Here is a 21,998-nt window from a genome sequence, read left to right on the forward strand (position 1 = left end):
AATTAATGTTAAAAATTCCAAATGGTTTAGAAATTCCAAATTCCAAAGTTTATATAGTTTCCTTCTTGGAATTTGGAATTTTAGATTTAGAATTTAATTAAGTTTTGTAATTTAACCCAAGATTGGAATTTGGAATTTAATTTATTGGAATTTTAAAAAGATGGAACTAAGTTATTGGGAACTAAAAAACTGGTTTACGAATGTCGATTACACCATCGTGGGAAGTGGCATTGTTGGTCTGCATACTGCTTTGCGCTTACGCGAAAGATTTCCAGCAGCTAAAATTCTGGTTTTAGAAAGAGGCATGTTACCACAAGGTGCGAGTACCAAAAATGCCGGTTTTGCCTGTTTCGGGAGTCTTTCTGAAATTTTGGAAGATTTAAAAACCCATTCAGAAGATGATGTTGTAGCTCTGATTGAAAAACGATGGAAAGGTTTGCAATTGCTTCGAAAAAGATTGGGCGATTTGGCAATAGATTTTAAACCCCACGGTGGTTATGAATTGTTTTTGAAAGAAGATGAATTCGGATTTAATGAATGTATTTCGAGAATGTCTTTTATCAATGAAATCTTGAAGCCACTTTTTAAAGCAGATGTTTTTACCAAAGAAACCGACCGATTCGGATTTGGAAACGTACAGGATTATTTAATTTTTAATCCGTTTGAAGCACAGATTGATACGGGAAATATGATGCAGGAATTGCTAAGACAAGCAGTTTCAGAGAATATTTTAATTCTCAATCAGCAAACCGTAACTTCTTATGCAGATGCAGGAAATCATGTCGAAGTTGTTTTGAACGATTTTAGTTTTAAAACCCAAAAACTACTTTTTGCTACCAATGGTTTTGCCGGATCTTTGACCAATGGAGCAGTTAAGCCAGCCCGAGCACAGGTTTTAATTACAGAACCGATTCATAATTTAGACATAAAAGGAACATTTCATCTAGATAAAGGGTATTACTATTTTAGAAATATAAACGATCGAATTTTATTAGGCGGAGGAAGAAATCTGGATTTTGAAGGCGAAACCACAACCGAATTTGGTAACACGAAAATTATTCAAAATAAATTGGAAGATTTACTGAAAAATGTAATTTTACCAAATCAGGATTTTCAGATTGCGCACCGTTGGAGTGGTATTATGGGAATCGGAAATAGTAAAAATCCTGTTGTAACTCAACTGTCTGAAAACGTGTTTTGTGGAGTGCGTTTAGGCGGAATGGGAGTGGCAATAGGCAGTTTAATAGGAACAGAATTAGCAGATTTAATATAATGGGAGTAACCAAAAGACCAATTAAAAAAACAACAACCGCGAGTAAACCTAAACCTAAACCGGCTTCAAAGAAAGGAAATCGTTCTTGGGGCGAAAGAATAAAATGGTTTTTTATAAAAGCTGCTTTATGGTTTTTTGGAATATCCATTGGGTCGGTTATCTTTTTTAAATATGTTCCGGTTCCTTTTACACCATTAATGCTTATTCGTGCCATCGAAAACAAATGGGCAGGAAAAGAGGTTTACTTTGATCACGACTGGGAACCGATTGAAAAAATCTCCATGAATCTGCAAAAAGCGGTTATTGCCAGTGAAGATGCCACTTTTTTAACACACAATGGTTTCGATTTTAAAGCGCTTCAAAAAGCCTATAAAAGCAACGAACGCGGACGCAGAATACGAGGTGGAAGTACAATCTCACAGCAGACAGCCAAAAATGTCTTTTTGTGGCAGGGCAAAAGTTATTTCCGTAAAGGTCTTGAAGCGTATTTTACGGTTTTAATCGAGTTAATTTGGGGGAAAGAACGTATTATGGAAGTTTACCTGAATAGTATTGAAATGGGAGACGGCGTTTACGGAGCTTATGCGGCAACAGAACATTGGTACCGTCGAGATGCTTCAAGTTTAACACCAATGCAGGCGGCGGGAATTGCTGCGATTCTTCCAAATCCGAGAAAATTTAAAGCTACAGGTTCTTCAAGCTACATTAACAGAAGAAAAGAACGAATTGTCCGTGAAATGCGATACGTTGGAAAAATCAATTATAAAGGAGATGAGAAAAAGTAAAAAAGCTCTTTTTGCTTTTCTAATCTTAACCGCAACGTTGACTTTTGGACAAGGAAACACTTCAGAAATAGGTTTTATATCTGACAATGATTTGTACACGTCGTCTAAAAACGATATGTATTATACCAACGGACTGGAACTTTTTTATCGGTTTTTATCAAAAAATGATAATGAAAAGATCAATAAGAAAGTCACAGAATTTCGTGCTGGACAATACATTTATAATCCGAGATTTATAAACGAAGCTGCGGTTGATATAAACGATCGTCCTTTTACGGCTTATCTTTTTGCAGAAGCCGGAAGAAGCTTTTTTTATCAAAGAGAGTCTGTTTTAAAGACTAATTTCCAGTTAGGATTTATGGGGCCAAATGCTTTGGGAGAAGAAACTCAGGTTGGATTTCATAAAATTATTGGATATAAAAAAGTGTATGGCTGGGAAAATCAATTGCATAATGCTTTTGCTGTTCAGGCACATATAATGTATTCTAAAAAAATGTTTCCGTCAAAACACAATGATTTTGTCGATTTGCACTTTCATTCCGAAGCCAATTTAGGAACCATTTTTACAGGACTTTCAACAGGTTTTATGGCGAGATTTGGATTTAAAAAACTGCTTCCGATTTATGATTCTAATATGTATCATGCTTCTGTTAATTCGCAGATTCAAACAGATATTAGAGAGTTTTATTTTTATGCTATGCCAAGTGTCAATTATCAGTTTTATGATGCGACGATAGAAGGCAGTATGTTTAATGATACAAGTCCAATTACTTTCGACTTAGAACCACTTCGATTTAATATCGAAGCCGGTTTAAAATACCGATACAACAATTTTAATATTTCCTATTCTTTCCTTTACCGAGGAAGAGAATTGAACGACCCGGGAATTAATACTAATGCCGGATATTTTTATGGTTCGATTCGAATGGGGTTTTTACTTCGTTAAGTTTTTTGCCACAAAGACGCTAAGACGCAAAGATTTTATTTAATTATGCTTTAAAAGATCAAATTTAAAATAGATGTGTCGGGTTATTTTTTCCTGTTTGCTTTTTTGTGGTTTATGCTTTTATAAGATACAAGTGGGGATCGTTTTTAATTCCGGACTTATTTGACGTATTATAAAAAATATATAAAAAAGCAGGTTTAAAATGCTTTTGCAATAATTTTAGGATTTCTTTTATTGAGGTAATGTAAGAAAGATTAGTTTTTCACTTTTTTGTAGCGGGTTATAGAAATTGGTTTTTTAGTATTCAGAAAATTATCTGTAAAGTTGAATCCCTGATTGCATTTGTAGACAAGCAGATTTTTTTCTATATCAATTTCACAATAACAACCATGATGGTCGTCATTTTCTGCAGGTAATATTAATTTATTGCGTTTTATGTAAGCTTTGTAAACATCGATATTTTCAAGGTTGTTTATTTTGCCTTTCCAGATAGCAACAGTTGCATAATCATATTCCTTTTCGAACGTAAAAGTGAGATAGTATTTTTCTTTACTATTATACCATGTTCCGCCAAACTTTTTACTTAACTGTTTTATGTTTGAAGGCGATTGTGCATTACAATTGTTTAGAGATAGAATCAGTATCATGATTCCTAAAATCAGTTGTTGTGTTTTTCTTAAAGTCATCATTCGGTTTTAATAGAGATATAAATTAACAAAGCAATAGAGCCAAACATTAAAAGCATATAAATAAAGAAAAATGTGACTCCAAAAATAAGTTTCTTTTTAATGGGCCATGTCTTGATATTTGCGGGTAAATGCCAGCATATTAATAGGGTAGTGATGATGAAAAAAAGTTGAATTTCCCAGTCGGAATGATATCCTAGAGATAAATTATCGTTTCTCATTGCACTGATGACCAATATTCCCGATAATAAAAAAATAGCGATGGTAATTATTATTTTAAACGGAAGCGAAATTTTACTTTTAGGTGCAGGTGTTATATCTTTCACGGGTAATGTAGTTTTTAATTTTTGTATCGACTCTTTGAATTCCTCTGGCTTTGTATAGATAACGATAGACAAGAACAGGTTTGTGAAACTTAATTCTTTATTATCCTTAATTAATGATATAGGTTATTACAGCTTTGTTTTGTTGTGCTGTATCGAAATAAAAATCTTTTACTTTGTTGAAATATTCAAGTAAATAATCAAAGAATGAATCATCGAAAGGGTTGCAGTACACTTCTTTTAAGTTCATTACTTCTGGTTTAAAATTATCCCGAAGAGTTTGTTCGGTTATTTGGTTCAGCTCACTCAATGTTTTTTTAACCTGACTGGCGGTTAAATAATTCGTTTCAAGCATACCGTATTCTTCAAGCTCATCAATTGTTTGGCCGCTTAAAATAATTCTGGAAAGATTGGTCATGGAATGTTCGTCTTTATTATAATTGCCTTCTGATAATAAAAATTTAATTCCGTCCCATGCCTAGTCAATGTCCATCGATTTATGATTTTCATCGCTGGGTTCTATGTTGAATAAAAAAATTGGATTTTCGATAACTTCATCCAATTCTTCCTGACTTAGTTGTACTACTGTTGCTCTTAATCCCATTTTTCTAGATAAATATTATATAAGATGTCTTTATTATGATGTACTTAACTGCTTATTCTGTGCAGATTAGCAATCCGTGCTATGGGGTTTTAGATGTTACAGATTTAAAAAATATTCATTTTTTCAGAACCATGAAATTTAAAATTTTTACTTATTTTTTGATTCTTACTAGAAAAACAAACTACAATTATTCCGTTTCCCAATATTCCTTTTGTATTTTTTTAGGAAGTTTTTTGACAACCTCTTCTACAGAATGTTTGATCCAAAACTTTAGCGTTTCATCGTTCATATCCCAATTAAGCACAATACTATTCCAGAATTTTTTATTAAAATGCCAGGCGGGTTTTACACAATTGTAATTGTCGCGTAAATCAATGGCTTTTTCGGGGTCGCATTTTACGGAGATTTTAAGTTCAGGATCGTTTAAGGGATTTACTGCAAACCATTTGTCGAATATTCTAAAAATAAGATATTCATCCTTAAAAGGCATGTACTCTGTTGCATCTTTTATTGAAAGGCAATATTCGCGAAGTTCTTCGATATTCATTATTTTTCACTTTAAAATTCTACAATTTATTACTTGGTTCAATTTTAAGAAAAAGGACTAGATGCAATACAAATAAATTTTAATAGAAGTATTTAACTGTTTTGCAAATCTAGGCTATCAGGAAACGAGGTTTCTTTTTTAAAGAACATATCGGGAATTGAGACATTTATTCTTCCGTTGTATCTTCATTAATAAAATCATATTCATTATCAATTACCCTTTTGAGATATTCTTCAAAACTGTCTGCAATTACAGCAAACTCATCTGGGTCATGCAAAAACCTAACTATCTGGCCTTTCTTTCCTTTTTTTGAGGGACTAAAATCTATAAAGAGCTGGGAAGTTCCTCCATTATTCATGCAATCAGAAAAATGAAGCCATTTGACTGTAGCTGATTTATCGGTAATTTTTTCATCTATTTCTACTTCATCTGCATCATATTTTCTTTCGATATAATCTGAATAATATTTGGTTGCAATATCTTTGTTTTGAACCATTTCTTTAGAGGACAAAAGATAATACGGATATTCTTCAACATCTGAACCCAGAAAATAAAGTGTAATTTCTTCTCCTGCATATTCTCTCCAATAGGTTCCATCTGCATATTCAAGCAGGTTTATTAATGCTTCGGGAACATCCGGATATACTTCTTTGATTTTTGCGATATCCTCTTTATTGGCACCATGTTTAATTTTTTCAAAATGGTCCCAGATTTCTTTTCCGTTGTTATCAAGATATGCTTCTTTGAGCCCGATGATGTATTTTTCTGCTATATTCATGATTTTTTTAAAAGTTATAATAGGCTCTATAGCACAAATTTGCAATCTTTGCCTGTTTCAATTAGCAAATCTTATTTATTCTCACAGTGTTTGTTTTCTTTTTGTCGATATACTTTATGGGAAGAGATTATAAATCTGCACTATTTGGTATAAGTCTGTTTTTTATCATTAAGCTTATTGCTTTACAATTAATCAATACTTCACCAATTCACTTTTCCCTTCCGGAATGTAAAAGAGGGCATACATAAAAATTGGTCTAAACCCTTTGACACCCATTGCCTTTTCAATTTTGTCGGCATAATTTATTTTAGCCCAAAAGGCAGGTTTCCCTCTAAAATTATTAGCAATAGTATCTTTCATAAAACCAACAAGACGACCATCTGCAAAAAAGGTAAGTTTGGAATTTGTTAATGGTTGTATCTGAAATGTTTTACTGGTGATTATATCTTCATATTGTTCCCATGCTTCAGCAATATCTTTTTTCTGATTGTATTCAGAAGCCATTTGTATAGAAAAATTTTCAAACATTGTTCGGGCTACTTCATCCATATTCTTATCAGCATAAACTTTTTGTAGTTGCTGATAAGCCTGCAAGAGTTTGGCCTCTAAGGCTTTTTTGTCCATTTTGCGTAGATCCTGTGCCTGTTCAAAACCGGGATGCAGTGCATAAGGAACGTTTACCGTTATGTCAAAACTGTTTTCATAATATTTCTTTCCGGTGCCTTCAAATTTTATATCCTCATCGTAATCTGATTTGTAAAGGACTGTTCCGGGTGTGTGATAAGTCATGTATTCTATATTATCGGCTTCTTTGTTATTTTTGTTGTAGGAGGTTAATTTAAATTTGAGATAAGTATTATCTCTAAATGTGTTATATATCTCTTTGCTGTCTTCGACTTTGCCAATTGGATACATTTTATAGGTAATCTTTTGTTTACCACTATGAAAAATGGTGTGATTTATAAATACTGCGCTACTTGATAATGGGGAAGAATCTTCAAAACTTGTAAACACCAAGATGTCATTTACATACAATTCAAAATTGCAGTAACTTTTATTATAACGAAGTGCATACACTGGCTCATTAGTATAATTGGCTATCATTTTAGAAGCCTCTTCAACTATATTGCCGGCATTAATAGATTTATGATTAGTCTGAATGTTAGATGGAGTTTTTGGATTTGATTGCGCACAACAAAAGAATATTGTGCAAATACATATGAGCAGGAGAGATGGAATGATTGTTATTCGTTTCATAAAATGACCGTAGTTAATTTTTTAGATATTTCAATTTTTTAAGCGGATAGCGTGAATTTGCAATCTCTTTCCGTTCCAATTATATTCTCACAGTTTTTATTTTTCTCTCTCACTTTGTAGATATACTTTACGGACAGGGATTGCAAATCCGTGCTATCGGGCTATTTTAATTTCTTAATTTCGTTGCATTCTAGTAACGATTTCATTTGTGTTATAGCAACTTTGTTAAGTTGAATAAGTCGTTCGCTTTGTGTCAATCCTTGTCGAATAAGTAAAGCATTGATGCTTTCAGCATTACTTAATACAACTAATTGCTCTAATGTTGCATAATCTCTGATGTTTCTGCTGTTGCCCAAATTTTTGTCTCGCCATTCTTTTGCTGTAATCCCAAAAAGCGCAACATTCAGTAAATCGGCCTCGTTGGCATAAACAAAATTTTCTTGTTGTTTTGTAATTTCTTTTGGTATCAGGTTTTCTTTTATTGCGTCTGTATGTATATGGTAGTTTATTTTGGCTAATGTTCTTTGTAAATTCCACTCTAATTTTAGTCGGTTGTTTTCATCGTCTTTCAGTCGTTGAAATTCGTTGATTAGATAAATTTGAAATTCGGGACTAAGCCACATTGCAAAATGAAACGCCACATCTTTATGAGCATAAGTACCGCCATAACGTCCTGCTTTTACAATTAGCCCGATAGCCTTTGTTCTTTCAATCCATTGTCCTGCAGACATTATAAATCGGTTTGTACCGGCTTCTTGGTTAATTACCCCGAATTCGGGGTAATTAAAATTCGGGTTTTTGATGTTTTCCCAAACACCCAAATATTCTAATGTGTTTTTATTGGTTATCCATTTACCAATTAGTCCACTGCCTTCTTTAAAATGGGCTGTCATATCAGTTAGACTGATGTAATCAATTTCATTTTGTGTAATAACAGTTATTGTGGATTCCTTTACCTGTAAAATTCTACCTTTTGCCATAATTATGTATATATAATTTGATTCCCGATAGCGCAGATTTGCAGTCCGTGCTCGTTCCAATTAGTAAATCATATTTATTCTCATAGTTTTTATTTTTTTTCTCTCGCTTTGTCGATATGATTTGCAGGGACGAATAAGTTCTATTTTACTCATTATCTACTTTTTCAATCTGATAAATTCCTTTTTCTGAGTTGTATTTAAAATCAATCCTTTTTAACGTTTTATCTGTAGCATTATCATAATTTTTATACATATTCAGGCTGGTATTTTCATAATCATTTGTAAAATTAATATCCATAAAAATATCAGAAGGCATGGTATTATTTATAGTTATTTCTAACACCTCATTGCTATTTCCAAATTGCTTAAAACGAAGTGTTCCATCCTGGTAAGATGTCATTTTTGGATATATTTTATAGATTTCGTTGTATAGTTTTTTTACATTTTCAGCACCTTCAACTCTTAGCCAATAATCCTGAATTTTATCTTTTTTGGATATGATATACAATGAAGTTCCTCTAACACCCAGAAGAGATATTTTTTCTGGTTCTTCTACCTTGAAAACTTTAAGGCTTTTTTGTTTTAGCGTTTCTTTATCATCTCCGTAAGGCATGTAGGATATTTTACTTGTTGCTTTGAAATCAGCTAATTTTAGTTCTTTTTGATTGAATGTAAAATGGGTTAATTCAGTATTTTGTCCATTACAGTTGGTAAACAAAAGCGACAGGAATATTGGAAGGATTAAAGTATATGTTTTCATTATTTCAGGTAAATTAATGTGAAAAGTGTTTTTATGTAAACCATAGATTTTTTGCTTTCATTTTTTTCATAATTATGCTAAATGCATAAATAAACAATAGGGTAAAGGCAGACATAAATAAACCTCCTCTATTAGAAGTTCCATCATCATACTCATTAATTGGTTTGTCAATTTTTATTTCTTTGTTTTTGGAAAGTTTGTATACCATTACCTGATTACCATAAGTAGAAAAAAACTGCTGAACTTTTCCGGTAAACGATTTGTCTGTAGCGATTTGCAATTGTTTTGCCCTGAATTTGACTTCAATGGTATCGCCTTTTGTTATACCTAAATCATTGTGTGAATTAATACGCCAAACTGTTTTTGGATTGTTTGTATTGATTAAGGTAAATACATTGCTAATAGTAGTGTGGTTTTCTGTTTTCTGCTCTTCCATTTCTCCAATGGCACTTACAACAACTTTTTGCTCCGAAAAATCATTTTCAGTTAAATTATTGGTCTGGCTGATATTCCACTGAACAAATAGATAGACAACAGTTAAGTAGGGTACAAAAACTGCAAGACTTATTATTAATCCTATTTTTAATTCTCGTAAAAATTTCTTCATAATAGTGGGGTTATTATTTTAATATGTATTTTTTCTAAAATGTAAATAAGCAATCAGACTTACTATTAAATACGGTAAAGTGAGCATTGCTGAAATTTTCCAACCTGATTTCAGTGCATCAAAATCAACATTTATCGAAAAATCACTTACCATAAAGCAAAAAAAAGTCGCAAAAGGAATTAAACAATAAGTGGCTAATGAATAGAAACGGTTTTTTCTAACAGGCTCATAAAGGTTTAGAAAAATAGTAACGGATGAGATTGACAGAAGTAAAACAAATTTTAAGGCGAAGAAATAAGCCAAGTTGGTAAGTATAATCAGCCACCAACTTTTAGTTGTGTCTTGTATCTCGAATAATTGGTACAAGAAAATTCCCGAAATCAGAAGGCTGAATAGGAGTATAAGAAACCAAACTTTTAGAAAATATACAGTCATTGTTTGTTTTTTAAATTAATCTATCCCATCCAGTTTTTCTATTTCCTTTTTTACTTCGGCTATTAGCTGTTGTTCGGTTGGGAGATAGAGTTGATACTTACTTGCGATAATTGTTTTGTTATTTTCGGGAAGGGTTATTTTGGCCATTGCATCGTTTTTGTCGGCACATAACAAAATTCCGATGGTTGGATTTTCAAAATCTTGTTTTTCAAAACGATCAAAGTAATTTACATACATCTGCAATTGCCCAATGTCCTGATGCGTTAATTTATCTGTTTTAATTTCCACAATAACAAAAGCTTGTAATAATCGATTGTAGAAAACGAGGTCAGCAAAAAAATCATCACCATCCAGATGTATGCGCTTTTGTCTTGCAACAAAAGAGAATCCGTTGCCTATTTCGAGTAAAAAATCTTGTAAATGTGTAATGATTGCATTTTCCAAATCTTTTTCATAGTAAGAAGCTTCTCGTTTTAATCCTAAAAACTCCAATATCATTGGATCTGTGATAATGTCTTTCGGCTCTGTTGGAAGCTTTTCCTGTCTGGCAACATTCAATACCGATTTTACATCGTTGCTTAATAAAAGACGTTCAAAAAGCCGACTATTTACTTGTCTTTCCAATTCTCTTGCTGTCCAGTTGTTTTTCTCTGTTTCAGCAATATAGAATGTTCGTTTGTCTTCATTTGCAATACTTAATAATGTCTTATAGTGTGTCCAGCTAAATTGCGTCCGCAGTGCGGACGTATTTGGAAATATTCTGTAAAATTGTCTGTATCTCTCCAATTGTCTTACTGAAAAGCCACTGCCAAATTTGGGCTGGAGTTCGTTTGATAATGATTTTATGATAAATTCACCATATTTAGCTCTTTCTTTACCGTCTTGTTCTTCTTCCAAAATCACTTTGCCAATTTGCCAGTACATCAGCACTCGTTCCATATCGACAGAACGGATGGCTCTGTTTTTTGCATCGGCAATAATGTTGTGTACTTGTTGTATGAGTTCTTTTTTTAGTTGCATAAGTATTCCAAAACAGGTTGTGTTAAGGAAATAAAATTAAAAGTCCAGTTATTGAAAATGAGCCAGTAAAAATTATAATTGTATTGTAATAAGCTAGAACATTAAGTTTTATAAAAAAACAATTGAACAAATGATAATTAAAGTAATGATTATTGAAGAAACAATAAGAAGTAAAACTGTTCGGTTTTCTTTTTTGATGCCTTCATTGTCAATATCAAAAGAAGCAGGATTGAGTCTGTACATGCCATAAACTCCAGGATTAACGGTAATATCTGCTCTAAATAAACTAATACCAGAAAAAAAGGCTTTTAGTAAATCTGCATAGTTTGTAAATTTTTTAAACATTAAGGCAAATTTATTGGGAGACCATAAAGGAATTTTAGAGTCATTGCTCTCTTTGAGATTCCAAAAAAAATAATCTATAATACGGGGAGCACCGCCAATTTTAATTCTGGTATAAAAATCAATATCAAATTTTTCATTCTCTCGTGGTTGAATATTCTTCCATAATATTTTAGCAATTATAGTTTGATTATAAGTGTTGAGAAAAGTGATTCCATTATGATCAATTATTACCTTATCATATTCTTTTTTGCTTTTTTTGAGGTAGAATTTTTTGCCTTCGCAAATTAGAGTATTAATTAAAATTAGGAGTAAAATTGTAAATAATAATATTCTGTCTGCTGATAATGATATTAGTAAGTTCATATAAAAAATCATCAAAAGCGTATAAATCAATGCAACAAAGAATATACTAATAATGGTAGACATTATCCAAAGTTGCAGATATGGAACATTTTTAGATTCTACTTTACGAAAAACAGTTTTTGGACGCATTACAAGGTGGATTCAAAATTGTTTTATTTATGCTGACTTAATTTGCAAAATTCCTAAAAGTTTAGTTTTGAATTTTATTGTAAAAGTCATAATTGTATTACAATAAGTTAATAATGAGTAATTAAAACGAAAAAAGCCACTTCTGTTTAAGAAATGGCTTTTGTAGCTTATATAATAATTGAAAGATTATTTCTCTTTCAGTAATTTCTCCAAATACTCAACTTTATCTTTTTCAGCCTGAACCAAACGTTCATAAAGTTCTACTACTTTATCCAGTGGATTGAAAGAGCAATGGTTACTATTAAAGTTTCCTTGACTATCATGAAATGTATTAAAATAATTAAACACATTTTCTTCAGAAAAATTCTTTATTGCTTCAGCAGATACACCAAGCGCTTTTGCTATTTCGGCAAGTTTTGCATCATCAATATTTTCACTATTTTCTATAGCAGAAATAGCTTGTTGGTTTGTTCCTAAAGCTTGCGCCAAAGCTTCTTGCTTCATATCACGAAGTTCACGAATACGGCTTATTTTTCGCCCTATATGATTTGATTTTGCTGTTGTACTCATAATTCAAAGGTATTTAAAAAATATTTACAAAATCATTTTTAGTAAAAAACAGCTTTCTATTTGTGAAATACGTTTAGTCTTTTAAAAAGCTGAAAGTATATTTTCATATCATTATGATTAATCCAAATCCATATCTTTTGTTAAGTCATCCCACTTTTTGTTGAGGTATTCTTTTGTATAAGTGAGCATTTCAGGACTAATGTCGTAGGTTGTTTGTACCGTTGCACTTAAAATGGCTTTTCCTTCTTCAAAATGAATATAGACATGAACACCATTGTCTCCCCAAAAGAAAGGAAAAACAATTGCCCTATTTTCGGGACTTTCACTTACATATTTTTCCAGACTGATGATAAATGCAAACATTGGAAGCATTTCCAAATAATTTTCACTAAAAAACATAATTCCCCAATGCCATTCCTCTGTAGTTTCATCATAATCTGAAAACGCCATGGCTTCCTGATAACTAATCCAGCCGTTGAGAATTTCTTCATTACTATTATTATCGTCATAAAAACGAAGTAATTTGCTGGTCAGAGGCATTTTTGAGTACATTTTTCGACTGTCCCACCATTTTAGCCAGTTATCGTTTAGCTCTGGTTTTTCGGGAGGACTGTTTAAAAATTTGTCAAGCTGAGATTTGGTGATTTTTACTTTACAGAAAAGAGAACTTAATTCAGACATGGTTTTGTACTATTATTGATTTGTTTTAGATATAAAAAAGTTTCGGCTGAAAATTCAATTACCATTCCATAAAGAAAATAGAATGATTGTCAGGATCTTTTAAAAACAAAGCCATTCCTCCTGGATATTCCCAAGGACCGGAAAATGTCCCACTTTTCATTTTGTGAGGATTTGATTCTGAAGTTTCGGGAACATGATTTTTAATAAACCTTTCGTACGTTTCGGCTATATTAGCGTCATTTATCTCAATATTTCCAGTGTTTAGAGGCCTTTCTGCGGTACTTATTTTGAGTTCAAAATAGTTGCCAATTGGAATAGAGAAACCTTTTGAACTTTTAAAATCTTCTTCATCAAGTTCAAAAACTCTTTTGTAAAAATCGAAAGACCTTTGAAGATTTATACAATAAAACCAAGCTGAAATTCTCATAAAAATATTTTTTAGATGATTATTTTAATGGCGATTATCACATTGAAGGTAAATTTCTTCGTTTGATTTATCTATAATAGAAATCGCTGGACAACCAAAAGATTCATATAAAAAACCAAAGACAACTTCTGGTTTATTTCTGAAAAGTTTTCCTGTATATTGTTCAACAACATCGTCTCCGTTTTCATAATTTAATGGAGTAGGAGAAGTGCCTTCGCTTTGGCTATATAATTTTTCGATTATAATTTCTTTGGTTTTAGAATCGGTAACTAAAAGACGTCTGGCATAAATTATTTTATGACTATCCAGATAATCCTGTAAAAAATACTGATAACTGCTTGTCTTATAAGAATAAGTATTCCCAACAGTGGTGCCCTTTAACGTGTTTTGGTCTTCCTTTTTTAAAGATTTAGACGGATACTCTTTTTGAGCAATTTTTTTCCACGAAATTGGTTTTAGACCTTCTTTCGAAAATGGATTTTCTTTACCAACATAGACCAAAGCATCCCGATAATATTCGCTAAATCCATTCAGATTTTTTTTGTTGATTTCAAAACCAATCATAAAATCGTAATTATGATAGGGCCAGTCTTCTTCTGAAGAATAACCGTTTAACATTGCCACGGTTTTTAAATTTTTGACTAAAAAAGAAGCCAATTTGTTTTTGGCGTAATCGTAAATAAAAACAGAATCGGTTTCTGTAATGTTGGTTTTAGAAAGAAATCTTTTTCTATAGTTTTTAGAAAAAGCAAAATACTGGGCATCATGTTTCCCTAATTTTTCAATGTTGGGTAAAGCAAGTGTATCTTTTTCGTCACCAACAGGATAAATATCCGAAAGCGAAACAAAAGCAATATCACTACTGTCTTTTGGCATAACCGTAAACAAATTGATACTTTCCTTTCGGGGAGTTTCTTCTCCTTCCGATAAAGAATCGGTTTCTACAGTTGCATTTTTTGATAAGTCCTGCTTTTGTGATTTAGCTGACTCCTTTTTGTTGCAGGCTGATAATAAGATTAAAAAAAAGGCAGATAATAGGAGCGGTTTTATTGTCATTTTACAGTTGTGGATTTTAATTTACTATTCGTTATGTACGAAAGTACTTTAATTTGTTTAAACTTGAAAGTGAAAACTTAGTCAATTTTTCTGTTCTTCAGCATTTTTCTAAAAAATAAATAAGCAATGAGACTTATTATTAAATGAGGTACAACTAGCATTGCTAAAAAATTCCAGCCCGATAGGAGTATATCGGAATTAAATTCCTTTACTGATAAATCGCCTGCCATAAAGCAAATCAATGTCATAAACGGAATCAGACAAAAAGTGGCTAATGAATAGAATTTATTTCTTCTAATAAGTTCGTAATTGTTGAGAAAAATGGTAATGGATGAGATAGACAAGAACAAAACAAATCTTAAAGAGAAAAAAAAGGACAAATTAGAAAGTATAACCAGCCAGAAACTTTTAGTTTCATCTTGTATCTCAAAAAAGCGATACAATAAACCGCCTGAAATTAAAATGCTGAATAGGATAATCAGTAGCCAGGTTTTAATAAAGTAAAATGTCATTGTTTTGCTGTTTTCTCTGTAAATAAATTTAGGTTACTTTTGATTTTTTCCTTTATCCCGAATGATCAACATACAAATACCAAAGACCGTTTATTTTTCGCATAATTCCGGAAAACTGTCCTGAACTATTTTTCCCATTTGGTGCTTCGACACTAAATTTGGCATTAACAAAAGCATCTTTTTTGGAAAGCGGTTCAACAACAAAATCGGTCATGGTTAATTTTCCCATTCTTTCTTTTGGCCAATATTTCTTGAAGAAATCGGCAATATTGTTTTTTCCATAAACTACACCGCCACTGTAAATCATTCGAACAGAATCTACGGGAGCATAAAATTCGAGATAGCCTTCAAGGTCACCATTATTCCAGCAGGTTTGTTGCGCCTTTAAACGATTGAGAACCTGTTGCACAACTTTATCCTGACAATTGCCATTAAAAGAAAGCATAAGAAAGAGTCCAAGAAATAGAAATTTTAAGTAACGCATGATTTTATTTAATTAGTTAAGTTCAAATAGATAAAATTATAAAAGCAAATAAGAAAAAAGAACCGAAAAACGTTATCAATATATCGCCATAAGCTTATGTTCCGTAGGAAAATCTCATCGATAGAACTCTAATTCCGATTTTTCTATGCTCTTTCGCTCAGTTGTTTTTTATTTCAATAACGTTTCCAGTGTTTTTATCGAATGTAATTGTTTTGTTTGGGCCTCCATAAAATAGAGTAAGCGTAATGGTATGATTGGTTTCATTTTTAAAAATGATGTCTTTCGCAGTTCTTATTTTTATATCCAAATTATCATTCATAATCTGTGAATCGTCACACTTGATAATTCTTTTTTCGAACAAACCTTTTTTCTCAATTATTTCGAGCCACGGATAAACCATTGGGCCATATCCTACAATCTGAGCTCTGTAATTTTCATTAAGATCTTTATTGATATATAAACCTAACGGAGTGGTTGAATTTACTAGTGCATAAAAAGGAAGCATCATAGCAATAATGCTCAATGCGAATGTTAGTACTAAAGCGACTAAAAGAAGCTTAGCTAAAAGCTTTTTCCAAAAAACAATGATTACAACAAAACTGGAAAAAAGCCAAAGCCAGAACAAAATCGCATCACTGTAATAACCCCGAAGACTTATTGCTTTAAAATAATATAAGGCACAGTCCAATATGGAAATTACGCTTAGAATAAGATAAAATCGCAGTATTATTTTTTTATTTAAGCTCATACTTTTTCGAAATAAATTTTAAACCAAAAACGGCAACAATAGATAAAACTACAATTGGCAGAAAAGAAAGTGAAAGTGTATAATGTAGTTCTTCATTAAAAAGATAAGTGCTCCAGGAAGATTCTCTATCTACAAAAATGGTGTAGTTCCAGAAAAACCAAATTGAAATTAAACATAATAACTGAATTATGATTCTTATCGGTTTGTTTTTGATAAAATAGAATAATAAAAAAACAATCGTGAGGATAATGGTGGTAAACACAGACATTAAATAAGCATCATCAAAAAAACTACTGTCGGGATTTCCGCTGGACACTCTTTCAGACAGACTTCCCATTGCCCAGTAAATTTCGATGAAAGTGGTCAGAAAAATCAATAAAGGAATCGCAAGGGATCTTTTAAGAAATTGAATGGTTTTATTTAATAATGTTTGTTCCATTTATTTGCAATTGGTAATAATCTGTTCTTTTGATGGATTTGATTTATTGCCTTGAAGCTCTATCTCCACAATTTTATTTTCTTTAAGAAAACGACTGAACGGGCAGTAATTTTCGAAGCTTTTGTTCTGAAAAAAATACAGCAGTTTAATTAATTTTAAATTTGGAAGGATAATATTTCCATTGATAGTATTATTTTCATTTAAAGCGAAAAAGCCATTTATGGTTTCCAGTTTTTCTAAAGATATCGAGGTTAATGAATCAGAATATTCGACGCTGAAATTTTCATGTACAGTTTGCAGGTTTTTAAAACAATTTAATGTTTTGATATCGCTGTTCATAATCATAACCGTTTGAATTTCTTTAATCTGATTAAATCCATTCAGCGTTTGAAGCCCTGAATTTCCTATGATGAATATTTTTTTTGTTTTAACGAGATTATTAAAACCTGAGATTTCTATCAAAGGATTTTCGGTGTATTTGCCACTGTTGTTTCCAAAAGTAATATCGCCGTTCACTGTAGTTAATTTATCAAAACCGTTAATCTGTTTTAATTCACATCCTGAAATAGTAAAATGCCCGTTTACTTGTTCAAGGTTTGTTAATCCTTTTACTGACTCCAGATTTTTGAGTTTGAGTACCAATAGTTCTCCGTTGATTTTTTGGATACTTGAAAGTGCATTCAAATTTTGAATTTCCTTCGATAAATCTGAAGATAAAGTATCGCCAATGACTAGATTTCCATTGATATAAGTGTATTTGTTTTGTCCAAAGTCATCAATCTCTTTCTGAGTCTTTAAATTAATGTTTCCTTTGAAAACTTTATCGGTTTTTGCAATTTCTAAATTCATAGTCTGGATTTTCTCATTTGAAGCTCCTGATTTTTGACAGGAAATAGTAAATGAGTTTAGAATCGTGAGAAGTACTATTGGAATAAATTGTTTCATTTTATGTGTTTACTGCATTTTACAAACTATTTATCCGTTTTTTCATTCTCAATATAATTTTTGACTATTTCTAAAAACTCGTCTTTGGTTAAATAACGTTTAAGAAATTCTTCGAGAGTTCCTTCGTTTTCAATTTCACTGAAAAAGACTTCATGATCAGTCGAATACACTATAGGATTTTCAGGATTTGGATCTGTTAGGCAGATAAAAAACTGATCCGGATATCCATAGGAATAACAAATACAGATAAAATCTAAATCTTCACCTTTGACTACTTCTCTAACTTCAGCTTCCTCTATTAATCCGTCAAACTCTTCAAAATCTTTTGTGCCTTCTTTAAAAGGGGTGAAAAGAAAATTTCTGTAAAAATCCTGTCCGTATGGAAGTTCGTGATCAGAGAAAAAATGATCTAGTAAACGGTCGTAAAAATCTTTTTTATTGTCTTGGTACAATTCACGGTTATTGGCATAAAATTCATCAACTCCGTATAATTCATCTTCAAAGTAATCGGTATATAATGGGTGACTGAATTCGATTGACTGTAAATCTTCCTGTAATGAATTTCCTTTTACTTTGTCGATGTTTCCGCCCAGTTGTTGGATTCGATCTAATATTTCTTTTTTCATAAATAACGAATTTGTGATTTAAATTTCTCAAGTAATCGATAGCTTGTACAAAAGTAGCAAACCTTTATTAAAGAAATATCTTTCATTTATTAGAAAAAAAAAGAATAGACCGCATGTTGTTAAAAAACTTTATGAAAGTGCCAACCTAATTTTTTTAATATCATTTTGAAATACATTCAACTCTTTTAGCAATATCACTCTGTTTGTATTTATTTCTTTAATAATCAGGTCATGATATGTTTTTTTAAATAGAAAAAATATAGGGCGATCTTTTAGAGGTAGATATTTTTCTTGTATTGAAAAACTATAAATTGTCAATGGATATTCAGTTTTACCAATACTTATTTTATCAGATTCAATAATACATTTATTGTTTCTATAACTTGATATGATTAAAAGCGGTAAAAGTATAAAACCAAATAAACTAAAAGCTCCAAGAGAAATTGTAGAGTTTTCATTAAATAACACACCATAAACAAGATTGTGCAAAGAGCCAATTGTAATAGGGATTGCTAATATTGTATAAAAAATTATCACGGTTTTTGATAAGCAAATAGTTAGTTTCATATTGATTGTTGTTTAATGGCTTTTTTTAATTCTTCTGAAATGTAAAAAGGAGGAAGGTCATTTATATTACGCATAAATCCTCGATTTTTTTCAGTCAAACCCAGAATATCAATTCTTTTAAGTTTTTGGTTGCTTTCATATTTTACAGCAATTGTGTAGCACCATCCCCATTTTTTTCGATATTCTGGAATTAAATATTTTATAGTAGATAAATCAATAGATTTTTCACTGCCAAAAGTTTTTTTGTAAAAGAGTTTATCCCCTTTAATATAAGCTTTAATGGGGTATATAAGTACAAATGCAATAGAGGCAATCATAAAGAACCCAATAAAAACAAATCGGGCTTCTTGAGCATTAATAAAAAAGATGCCTATACTTAATAGTAAAAAAGGAAGGATTTTGTAAATGAAAAGGGCCTTTTGTCCTTTTCCCTGAAGTAAATCTATCATGTTATTTTGGTTTTATAGTTTATTTTGGAGACCAGAGCTTTTGCAAAGAATGACCAAAGCCAATATTGCTGTGTTTTCTATAAATCATAGATGCTAAATAATTTCTCACAATCCTTAATTATCCATTTGGACTTTTTTGAAACATATGATATAATCCGTTAAGAAAATAATTCAAAAATATTATTGTTTTAAATATGGAATGATACTGTAGAAGACATAATTATACCAAAATAAGTTTTTAAATTAACAATTGTCAATACTTAACTTTTTGATAATATGTTAGGTAATTTAAATTTTTACTTTTAATTAAAATTTAAATTATGGAAATTAATTGGGTTGTAATAGCAGTAGTGATTTTGTTGGTTGTTCTTGTAATTGTTTTAACCATTAGAAAAAATCTAAAAGAGAAAAAGAAATTGGAAAATTTGCTGAATAACGATTTCAAAAAAGCTGAAAAAGTCGATATTGATGCAGATGATGCTGCGAATGAGAAATAACGATAGATTTGTCATTTCGAGGAACGAGAAATCACACTAGAAATTCTACAAAGTATATCGCCAATCTTTGTCGAATCCCGAGTGTGATTTCTCGTTCCTCGAAATGACAAAATTGCGAAACCATAGTAAAAAAACAACCCTTGTAAAACAGAATTTACAAGGGTTTTAATTTTTGTGGAGAATACCGGATTCGAACCGGTCGCCTCTACGCTGCCAGCGTAGCGCTCTAGCCAAATGAGCTAATCCCCCAAAGCGGTAACAAATAAAGTCAAATAATTTTCAAAAAACAAATTTAGAAATCAATCAGACAAAATATTTTTCAAAAGCGTAACTTTACGTTTAAATCTATTTTTATGAGTGCAGAAAATCTAAATGGAGGTTTAGAAACTTCTTTTCAAAATACAATTGCAACAGTACAATTTGGTCATCCGGCCAGTAATTCTTTTCCGAGAGCTTTATTAAACCAACTTACAACTGAAATTAATTCGCTGAGCAGAGATGAAAATGTTTCAGTTATTATTTTAAAAAGTGAAGGAAACAGGGCATTTTGTTCTGGAGCTTCTTTTGATGAACTTTTGCAGGTTGAAAATGAGGAACAAGGAACAGAATTTTTCTCAGGTTTTGCTCATTTGTTAAATGCCATGCGTAATTGCAATAAATTAATCATTGGTCGTGTTCAGGGAAAAGCCGTTGGTGGCGGAGTCGGAATTATATCAGCCTGTGATTATGTTTTTGCAACTCCTGAAAGTGCTATAAAATTGTCTGAACTGGCAATCGGAATCGGACCTTTTGTTATTGAACCTGCTGTTTCCCGTAAAATTGGAAAAACGGCGATGACTCAAATGACTTTGGCACCGCACGAATGGAAATCTGCCGAATGGGCTTTTGAAAAAGGACTTTATTCCGCTTTAAGTGATTCGACGAATTTGGATCAAGAAGTTGAAATTTTCGCTCAAAAGCTAAGTTCTTATAATCCCGAAGCTTTATTTGAAATGAAAAAGATTATTTGGGAAGGAACAGAACAATGGGAATCGCTTCTTTTTGAACGTGCTACAATTACAGGCAAATTGGTTTTATCTGATTTTAGCAGAAATGCTTTACTGCAGTTTAAAAAATAGCTATGATATAAGTCATTTATTTTGGGGATATAACTATATAATTTTGACAAGGAGTTGCTAACTAAAAAAAATAAACACATAGAAACATAGATTTAGTTTGTGAATAAAAGAAATTAGAAAGAAACTAGTTTCTCACACATAGAATAGCTATGCGAATTTATGAAAGTGAAACGCCTTTTTTTAATTTCCAACTAGCTATGTTTCTATGTGTTTAAATATAGCGGTAAAGTTTCTATGAACTGGTTAGACTTCGAAGAAGAGTTAGATAGAATAATCCAATTAATTCTTTTAATCTGTGGCTATAAAAAATAAATATAATTTAAAATGAAACTTATTTCCTTATTCCAAAAAGTCGACATTGCAGAGAAAATTAAAGAGGCTCCGGACAGTGGTTATCAAATTGGCGTTGTCATTGGATCTTTCATTCCGTTTCTGGTTTTGGGTGGACTTGCTTTGTGGATGTATCTTAGGGCTAAAAAAAGAGCTAAAAACGGCAATTAATTTGTAAATTTGCAAGCTTAAAATTAAAAATCGATGAGTAATATCAGAATTACAAAACAATTTAGTTTCGAAACCGGTCACGCTTTGTACGGTTATGACGGAAAATGCAAGAACGTTCACGGACACAGTTATAAATTATCGGTAACGGTTATTGGTTCGCCAATTACGGATCGATCGAATGTAAAGTTCGGAATGGTGATTGATTTTTCGGATCTAAAGAAAATTGTAAAAGAAGAAATCGTCGATCAGTTTGACCATGCTACCGTTTTTAACCAAACGACTCCGCATATCGAATTGGCTAATGAATTAAAAAACCGTGGGCACCACGTAATTTTGGTTGATTACCAGCCAACAAGTGAAAATATGGTAGTTGATTTTGCAGAAAGAATTAAAAATCGCCTTCCTGCCGGAATTACTCTTTTCTCATTAAAACTTCAGGAAACAGAATCTTCGTTTGCAGAATGGTACGCAAGTGATAATTTGTAAAAAAAAGTTAGAGGTTAAATGTTAAAAGTTAGACGGCAAAGTTGAAATTGATAT

At 31.6% G+C, this 21,998-nt stretch carries 30 protein-coding genes and 1 tRNA gene; 7 read left to right on the forward strand and 24 right to left on the reverse strand.

Annotated elements, in window-relative coordinates; genetic code table 11:
• The first annotated feature begins 160 nt into the window (after positions 1 to 160).
• Genes BM289_RS14105 through BM289_RS14115 form a run of 3 tightly spaced genes read left to right on the forward strand, consistent with a single transcriptional unit; the run spans position 161 to position 3,004 of the window.
• Entirely contained in the window at positions 161 to 1,273 is a 1,113-nt protein-coding gene (locus BM289_RS14105) for an NAD(P)/FAD-dependent oxidoreductase (protein WP_091494594.1), read from the forward strand.
• The gene (gene mtgA, locus BM289_RS14110) at positions 1,273 to 2,058 is read left to right on the forward strand and encodes a monofunctional biosynthetic peptidoglycan transglycosylase (protein WP_091494596.1); all 786 of its coding nucleotides are present in this window, start codon (positions 1,273 to 1,275) and stop codon (positions 2,056 to 2,058) included. Before BM289_RS14105 ends, mtgA begins: the two co-directional genes overlap by 1 nt.
• The gene (locus BM289_RS14115; protein WP_091494598.1) at positions 2,045 to 3,004 is read left to right on the forward strand and encodes a lipid A deacylase LpxR family protein; all 960 of its coding nucleotides are present in this window, start codon (positions 2,045 to 2,047) and stop codon (positions 3,002 to 3,004) included. Before mtgA ends, BM289_RS14115 begins: the two co-directional genes overlap by 14 nt.
• 254 nt (positions 3,005 to 3,258) lie before the next feature.
• Here the strand turns inward: BM289_RS14115 and BM289_RS14120 are convergent, their stop codons facing one another.
• From BM289_RS14120 to BM289_RS14230, 23 genes are all read right to left on the reverse strand, one after another.
• Positions 3,259 to 3,693, reverse strand: coding sequence for a hypothetical protein (locus BM289_RS14120; protein WP_143102083.1), 435 nt, complete (start codon positions 3,691 to 3,693; stop codon positions 3,259 to 3,261).
• A gap of 429 nt (positions 3,694 to 4,122) precedes the next feature.
• Positions 4,123 to 4,479, reverse strand: coding sequence for a DUF1877 family protein (locus BM289_RS14130; protein ID WP_091494604.1), 357 nt, complete (start codon positions 4,477 to 4,479; stop codon positions 4,123 to 4,125).
• Between the two features lie 12 nt (positions 4,480 to 4,491).
• A complete protein-coding gene (locus BM289_RS25750) occupies positions 4,492 to 4,617 on the reverse strand; it encodes a hypothetical protein (protein ID WP_262489181.1) in 126 nt (41 codons plus the stop codon).
• A gap of 187 nt (positions 4,618 to 4,804) precedes the next feature.
• Positions 4,805 to 5,164, reverse strand: a complete 360-nt coding sequence (locus BM289_RS14135) for an MmcQ/YjbR family DNA-binding protein (RefSeq protein WP_091494606.1) — start codon at positions 5,162 to 5,164, stop codon at positions 4,805 to 4,807.
• Between the two features lie 166 nt (positions 5,165 to 5,330).
• Entirely contained in the window at positions 5,331 to 5,942 is a 612-nt protein-coding gene (locus BM289_RS14140; protein WP_091494608.1) for an SMI1/KNR4 family protein, read from the reverse strand.
• A 192-nt stretch (positions 5,943 to 6,134) separates the two neighbouring features.
• Entirely contained in the window at positions 6,135 to 7,199 is a 1,065-nt protein-coding gene (locus BM289_RS14145; protein ID WP_091494611.1) for a hypothetical protein, read from the reverse strand.
• A 161-nt stretch (positions 7,200 to 7,360) separates the two neighbouring features.
• Positions 7,361 to 8,179, reverse strand: a complete 819-nt coding sequence (locus BM289_RS14150) for a KilA-N domain-containing protein (protein WP_091494614.1) — start codon at positions 8,177 to 8,179, stop codon at positions 7,361 to 7,363.
• 145 nt (positions 8,180 to 8,324) lie between these two features.
• Positions 8,325 to 8,939, reverse strand: coding sequence for a hypothetical protein (locus BM289_RS14155; RefSeq protein WP_091494616.1), 615 nt, complete (start codon positions 8,937 to 8,939; stop codon positions 8,325 to 8,327).
• 31 nt (positions 8,940 to 8,970) lie between these two features.
• Positions 8,971 to 9,546, reverse strand: a complete 576-nt coding sequence (locus tag BM289_RS14160; protein ID WP_091494619.1) for a hypothetical protein — start codon at positions 9,544 to 9,546, stop codon at positions 8,971 to 8,973.
• 18 nt (positions 9,547 to 9,564) lie between these two features.
• Positions 9,565 to 9,981 carry a hypothetical protein gene (locus tag BM289_RS25335; RefSeq protein WP_143102084.1) on the reverse strand — a complete coding sequence of 139 codons (417 nt, stop codon included), beginning with the start codon at positions 9,979 to 9,981 and terminating at the stop codon, positions 9,565 to 9,567.
• A 15-nt stretch (positions 9,982 to 9,996) separates the two neighbouring features.
• Positions 9,997 to 11,001 carry a PDDEXK nuclease domain-containing protein gene (locus BM289_RS14165; RefSeq protein ID WP_091494621.1) on the reverse strand — a complete coding sequence of 335 codons (1,005 nt, stop codon included), beginning with the start codon at positions 10,999 to 11,001 and terminating at the stop codon, positions 9,997 to 9,999.
• Between the two features lie 108 nt (positions 11,002 to 11,109).
• Complete coding sequence (locus tag BM289_RS14170) at positions 11,110 to 11,838, reverse strand: hypothetical protein (RefSeq protein ID WP_091494623.1); 729 nt, start codon at positions 11,836 to 11,838, stop codon at positions 11,110 to 11,112.
• 186 nt (positions 11,839 to 12,024) lie between these two features.
• Entirely contained in the window at positions 12,025 to 12,408 is a 384-nt protein-coding gene (locus tag BM289_RS14175) for a helix-turn-helix domain-containing protein (protein ID WP_091494625.1), read from the reverse strand.
• 117 nt (positions 12,409 to 12,525) lie between these two features.
• Entirely contained in the window at positions 12,526 to 13,089 is a 564-nt protein-coding gene (locus BM289_RS14180) for a hypothetical protein (protein WP_091494627.1), read from the reverse strand.
• Between the two features lie 58 nt (positions 13,090 to 13,147).
• Positions 13,148 to 13,516, reverse strand: coding sequence for a VOC family protein (locus BM289_RS14185; protein ID WP_091494629.1), 369 nt, complete (start codon positions 13,514 to 13,516; stop codon positions 13,148 to 13,150).
• A 24-nt stretch (positions 13,517 to 13,540) separates the two neighbouring features.
• Positions 13,541 to 14,572, reverse strand: coding sequence for an oxidoreductase (locus BM289_RS14190; protein ID WP_091494631.1), 1,032 nt, complete (start codon positions 14,570 to 14,572; stop codon positions 13,541 to 13,543).
• A gap of 564 nt (positions 14,573 to 15,136) precedes the next feature.
• Entirely contained in the window at positions 15,137 to 15,568 is a 432-nt protein-coding gene (locus tag BM289_RS14200) for a YybH family protein (protein ID WP_091494635.1), read from the reverse strand.
• Positions 15,569 to 15,725: 157 nt separating this feature from the next.
• Positions 15,726 to 16,316 (reverse strand): hypothetical protein, encoded by a 591-nt coding sequence (locus BM289_RS14205; RefSeq protein WP_091494637.1) that lies wholly within the window; start codon positions 16,314 to 16,316, stop codon positions 15,726 to 15,728.
• A complete protein-coding gene (locus BM289_RS14210; RefSeq protein WP_091494640.1) occupies positions 16,303 to 16,755 on the reverse strand; it encodes a hypothetical protein in 453 nt (150 codons plus the stop codon). The genes BM289_RS14205 and BM289_RS14210 overlap by 14 nt, the downstream gene beginning before the upstream one ends.
• The gene (locus BM289_RS14215) at positions 16,756 to 17,700 is read right to left on the reverse strand and encodes a hypothetical protein (protein WP_091494642.1); all 945 of its coding nucleotides are present in this window, start codon (positions 17,698 to 17,700) and stop codon (positions 16,756 to 16,758) included.
• 26 nt (positions 17,701 to 17,726) lie between these two features.
• Positions 17,727 to 18,326 (reverse strand): hypothetical protein, encoded by a 600-nt coding sequence (locus tag BM289_RS14220; RefSeq protein WP_091494644.1) that lies wholly within the window; start codon positions 18,324 to 18,326, stop codon positions 17,727 to 17,729.
• A gap of 129 nt (positions 18,327 to 18,455) precedes the next feature.
• The gene (locus BM289_RS14225; RefSeq protein WP_091494646.1) at positions 18,456 to 18,893 is read right to left on the reverse strand and encodes a hypothetical protein; all 438 of its coding nucleotides are present in this window, start codon (positions 18,891 to 18,893) and stop codon (positions 18,456 to 18,458) included.
• Positions 18,890 to 19,342 carry a hypothetical protein gene (locus BM289_RS14230; RefSeq protein ID WP_091494648.1) on the reverse strand — a complete coding sequence of 151 codons (453 nt, stop codon included), beginning with the start codon at positions 19,340 to 19,342 and terminating at the stop codon, positions 18,890 to 18,892. Before BM289_RS14230 ends, BM289_RS14225 begins: the two co-directional genes overlap by 4 nt.
• A gap of 320 nt (positions 19,343 to 19,662) precedes the next feature.
• Between BM289_RS14230 and BM289_RS25440 the strand changes: the two genes are divergently transcribed.
• Positions 19,663 to 19,839, forward strand: a complete 177-nt coding sequence (locus BM289_RS25440) for a hypothetical protein (RefSeq protein WP_167365430.1) — start codon at positions 19,663 to 19,665, stop codon at positions 19,837 to 19,839.
• Positions 19,840 to 20,014: 175 nt separating this feature from the next.
• Here BM289_RS25440 and BM289_RS14235 read toward each other — a convergent pair.
• Positions 20,015 to 20,088, reverse strand: a tRNA-Ala gene (locus tag BM289_RS14235).
• Positions 20,089 to 20,192: 104 nt separating this feature from the next.
• Here BM289_RS14235 and BM289_RS14240 point away from each other — a divergent pair.
• The 3 genes from BM289_RS14240 to BM289_RS14245 all read left to right on the forward strand — a co-directional run bounded on the left by BM289_RS14240 (position 20,193) and on the right by BM289_RS14245 (position 21,944).
• Positions 20,193 to 20,957 (forward strand): enoyl-CoA hydratase/isomerase family protein, encoded by a 765-nt coding sequence (locus BM289_RS14240; RefSeq protein ID WP_091494650.1) that lies wholly within the window; start codon positions 20,193 to 20,195, stop codon positions 20,955 to 20,957.
• A 324-nt stretch (positions 20,958 to 21,281) separates the two neighbouring features.
• Positions 21,282 to 21,458 carry a hypothetical protein gene (locus BM289_RS25445; protein ID WP_167365431.1) on the forward strand — a complete coding sequence of 59 codons (177 nt, stop codon included), beginning with the start codon at positions 21,282 to 21,284 and terminating at the stop codon, positions 21,456 to 21,458.
• 33 nt (positions 21,459 to 21,491) lie between these two features.
• Positions 21,492 to 21,944, forward strand: a complete 453-nt coding sequence (locus BM289_RS14245) for a 6-pyruvoyl trahydropterin synthase family protein (RefSeq protein ID WP_091494652.1) — start codon at positions 21,492 to 21,494, stop codon at positions 21,942 to 21,944.
• Positions 21,945 to 21,998: the final 54 nt, after the last annotated feature.

Source organism: Flavobacterium phragmitis, assembly GCF_900112575.1.
Lineage (GTDB): Bacteria > Bacteroidota > Bacteroidia > Flavobacteriales > Flavobacteriaceae > Flavobacterium > Flavobacterium phragmitis.

Excerpts from the sequence above, each read along its gene's own strand:
- BM289_RS14105 (WP_091494594.1), top strand. The coding sequence starts at position 161 with ATGGAACTAAGTTATTGGGAACTAAAAAACTGGTTTACGAATGTCGAT.
- mtgA (WP_091494596.1), top strand. The coding sequence starts at position 1,273 with ATGGGAGTAACCAAAAGACCAATTAAAAAAACAACAACCGCGAGTAAA.
- BM289_RS14115 (WP_091494598.1), top strand. The coding sequence starts at position 2,045 with ATGAGAAAAAGTAAAAAAGCTCTTTTTGCTTTTCTAATCTTAACCGCA.
- BM289_RS14120 (WP_143102083.1), bottom strand. The coding sequence starts at position 3,693 with ATGATGACTTTAAGAAAAACACAACAACTGATTTTAGGAATCATGATA.
- BM289_RS25750 (WP_262489181.1), bottom strand. The coding sequence starts at position 4,617 with ATGGGATTAAGAGCAACAGTAGTACAACTAAGTCAGGAAGAATTGGAT.
- BM289_RS14135 (WP_091494606.1), bottom strand. The coding sequence starts at position 5,164 with ATGAATATCGAAGAACTTCGCGAATATTGCCTTTCAATAAAAGATGCA.
- BM289_RS14140 (WP_091494608.1), bottom strand. The coding sequence starts at position 5,942 with ATGAATATAGCAGAAAAATACATCATCGGGCTCAAAGAAGCATATCTT.
- BM289_RS14145 (WP_091494611.1), bottom strand. The coding sequence starts at position 7,199 with ATGAAACGAATAACAATCATTCCATCTCTCCTGCTCATATGTATTTGC.
- BM289_RS14150 (WP_091494614.1), bottom strand. The coding sequence starts at position 8,179 with ATGGCAAAAGGTAGAATTTTACAGGTAAAGGAATCCACAATAACTGTT.
- BM289_RS14155 (WP_091494616.1), bottom strand. The coding sequence starts at position 8,939 with ATGAAAACATATACTTTAATCCTTCCAATATTCCTGTCGCTTTTGTTT.
- BM289_RS14160 (WP_091494619.1), bottom strand. The coding sequence starts at position 9,546 with ATGAAGAAATTTTTACGAGAATTAAAAATAGGATTAATAATAAGTCTT.
- BM289_RS25335 (WP_143102084.1), bottom strand. The coding sequence starts at position 9,981 with ATGACTGTATATTTTCTAAAAGTTTGGTTTCTTATACTCCTATTCAGC.
- BM289_RS14165 (WP_091494621.1), bottom strand. The coding sequence starts at position 11,001 with ATGCAACTAAAAAAAGAACTCATACAACAAGTACACAACATTATTGCC.
- BM289_RS14170 (WP_091494623.1), bottom strand. The coding sequence starts at position 11,838 with ATGCGTCCAAAAACTGTTTTTCGTAAAGTAGAATCTAAAAATGTTCCA.
- BM289_RS14175 (WP_091494625.1), bottom strand. The coding sequence starts at position 12,408 with ATGAGTACAACAGCAAAATCAAATCATATAGGGCGAAAAATAAGCCGT.
- BM289_RS14180 (WP_091494627.1), bottom strand. The coding sequence starts at position 13,089 with ATGTCTGAATTAAGTTCTCTTTTCTGTAAAGTAAAAATCACCAAATCT.
- BM289_RS14185 (WP_091494629.1), bottom strand. The coding sequence starts at position 13,516 with ATGAGAATTTCAGCTTGGTTTTATTGTATAAATCTTCAAAGGTCTTTC.
- BM289_RS14190 (WP_091494631.1), bottom strand. The coding sequence starts at position 14,572 with ATGACAATAAAACCGCTCCTATTATCTGCCTTTTTTTTAATCTTATTA.
- BM289_RS14200 (WP_091494635.1), bottom strand. The coding sequence starts at position 15,568 with ATGCGTTACTTAAAATTTCTATTTCTTGGACTCTTTCTTATGCTTTCT.
- BM289_RS14205 (WP_091494637.1), bottom strand. The coding sequence starts at position 16,316 with ATGAGCTTAAATAAAAAAATAATACTGCGATTTTATCTTATTCTAAGC.
- BM289_RS14210 (WP_091494640.1), bottom strand. The coding sequence starts at position 16,755 with ATGGAACAAACATTATTAAATAAAACCATTCAATTTCTTAAAAGATCC.
- BM289_RS14215 (WP_091494642.1), bottom strand. The coding sequence starts at position 17,700 with ATGAAACAATTTATTCCAATAGTACTTCTCACGATTCTAAACTCATTT.
- BM289_RS14220 (WP_091494644.1), bottom strand. The coding sequence starts at position 18,326 with ATGAAAAAAGAAATATTAGATCGAATCCAACAACTGGGCGGAAACATC.
- BM289_RS14225 (WP_091494646.1), bottom strand. The coding sequence starts at position 18,893 with ATGAAACTAACTATTTGCTTATCAAAAACCGTGATAATTTTTTATACA.
- BM289_RS14230 (WP_091494648.1), bottom strand. The coding sequence starts at position 19,342 with ATGATAGATTTACTTCAGGGAAAAGGACAAAAGGCCCTTTTCATTTAC.
- BM289_RS25440 (WP_167365430.1), top strand. The coding sequence starts at position 19,663 with ATGGAAATTAATTGGGTTGTAATAGCAGTAGTGATTTTGTTGGTTGTT.
- BM289_RS14240 (WP_091494650.1), top strand. The coding sequence starts at position 20,193 with ATGAGTGCAGAAAATCTAAATGGAGGTTTAGAAACTTCTTTTCAAAAT.
- BM289_RS25445 (WP_167365431.1), top strand. The coding sequence starts at position 21,282 with ATGAAACTTATTTCCTTATTCCAAAAAGTCGACATTGCAGAGAAAATT.
- BM289_RS14245 (WP_091494652.1), top strand. The coding sequence starts at position 21,492 with ATGAGTAATATCAGAATTACAAAACAATTTAGTTTCGAAACCGGTCAC.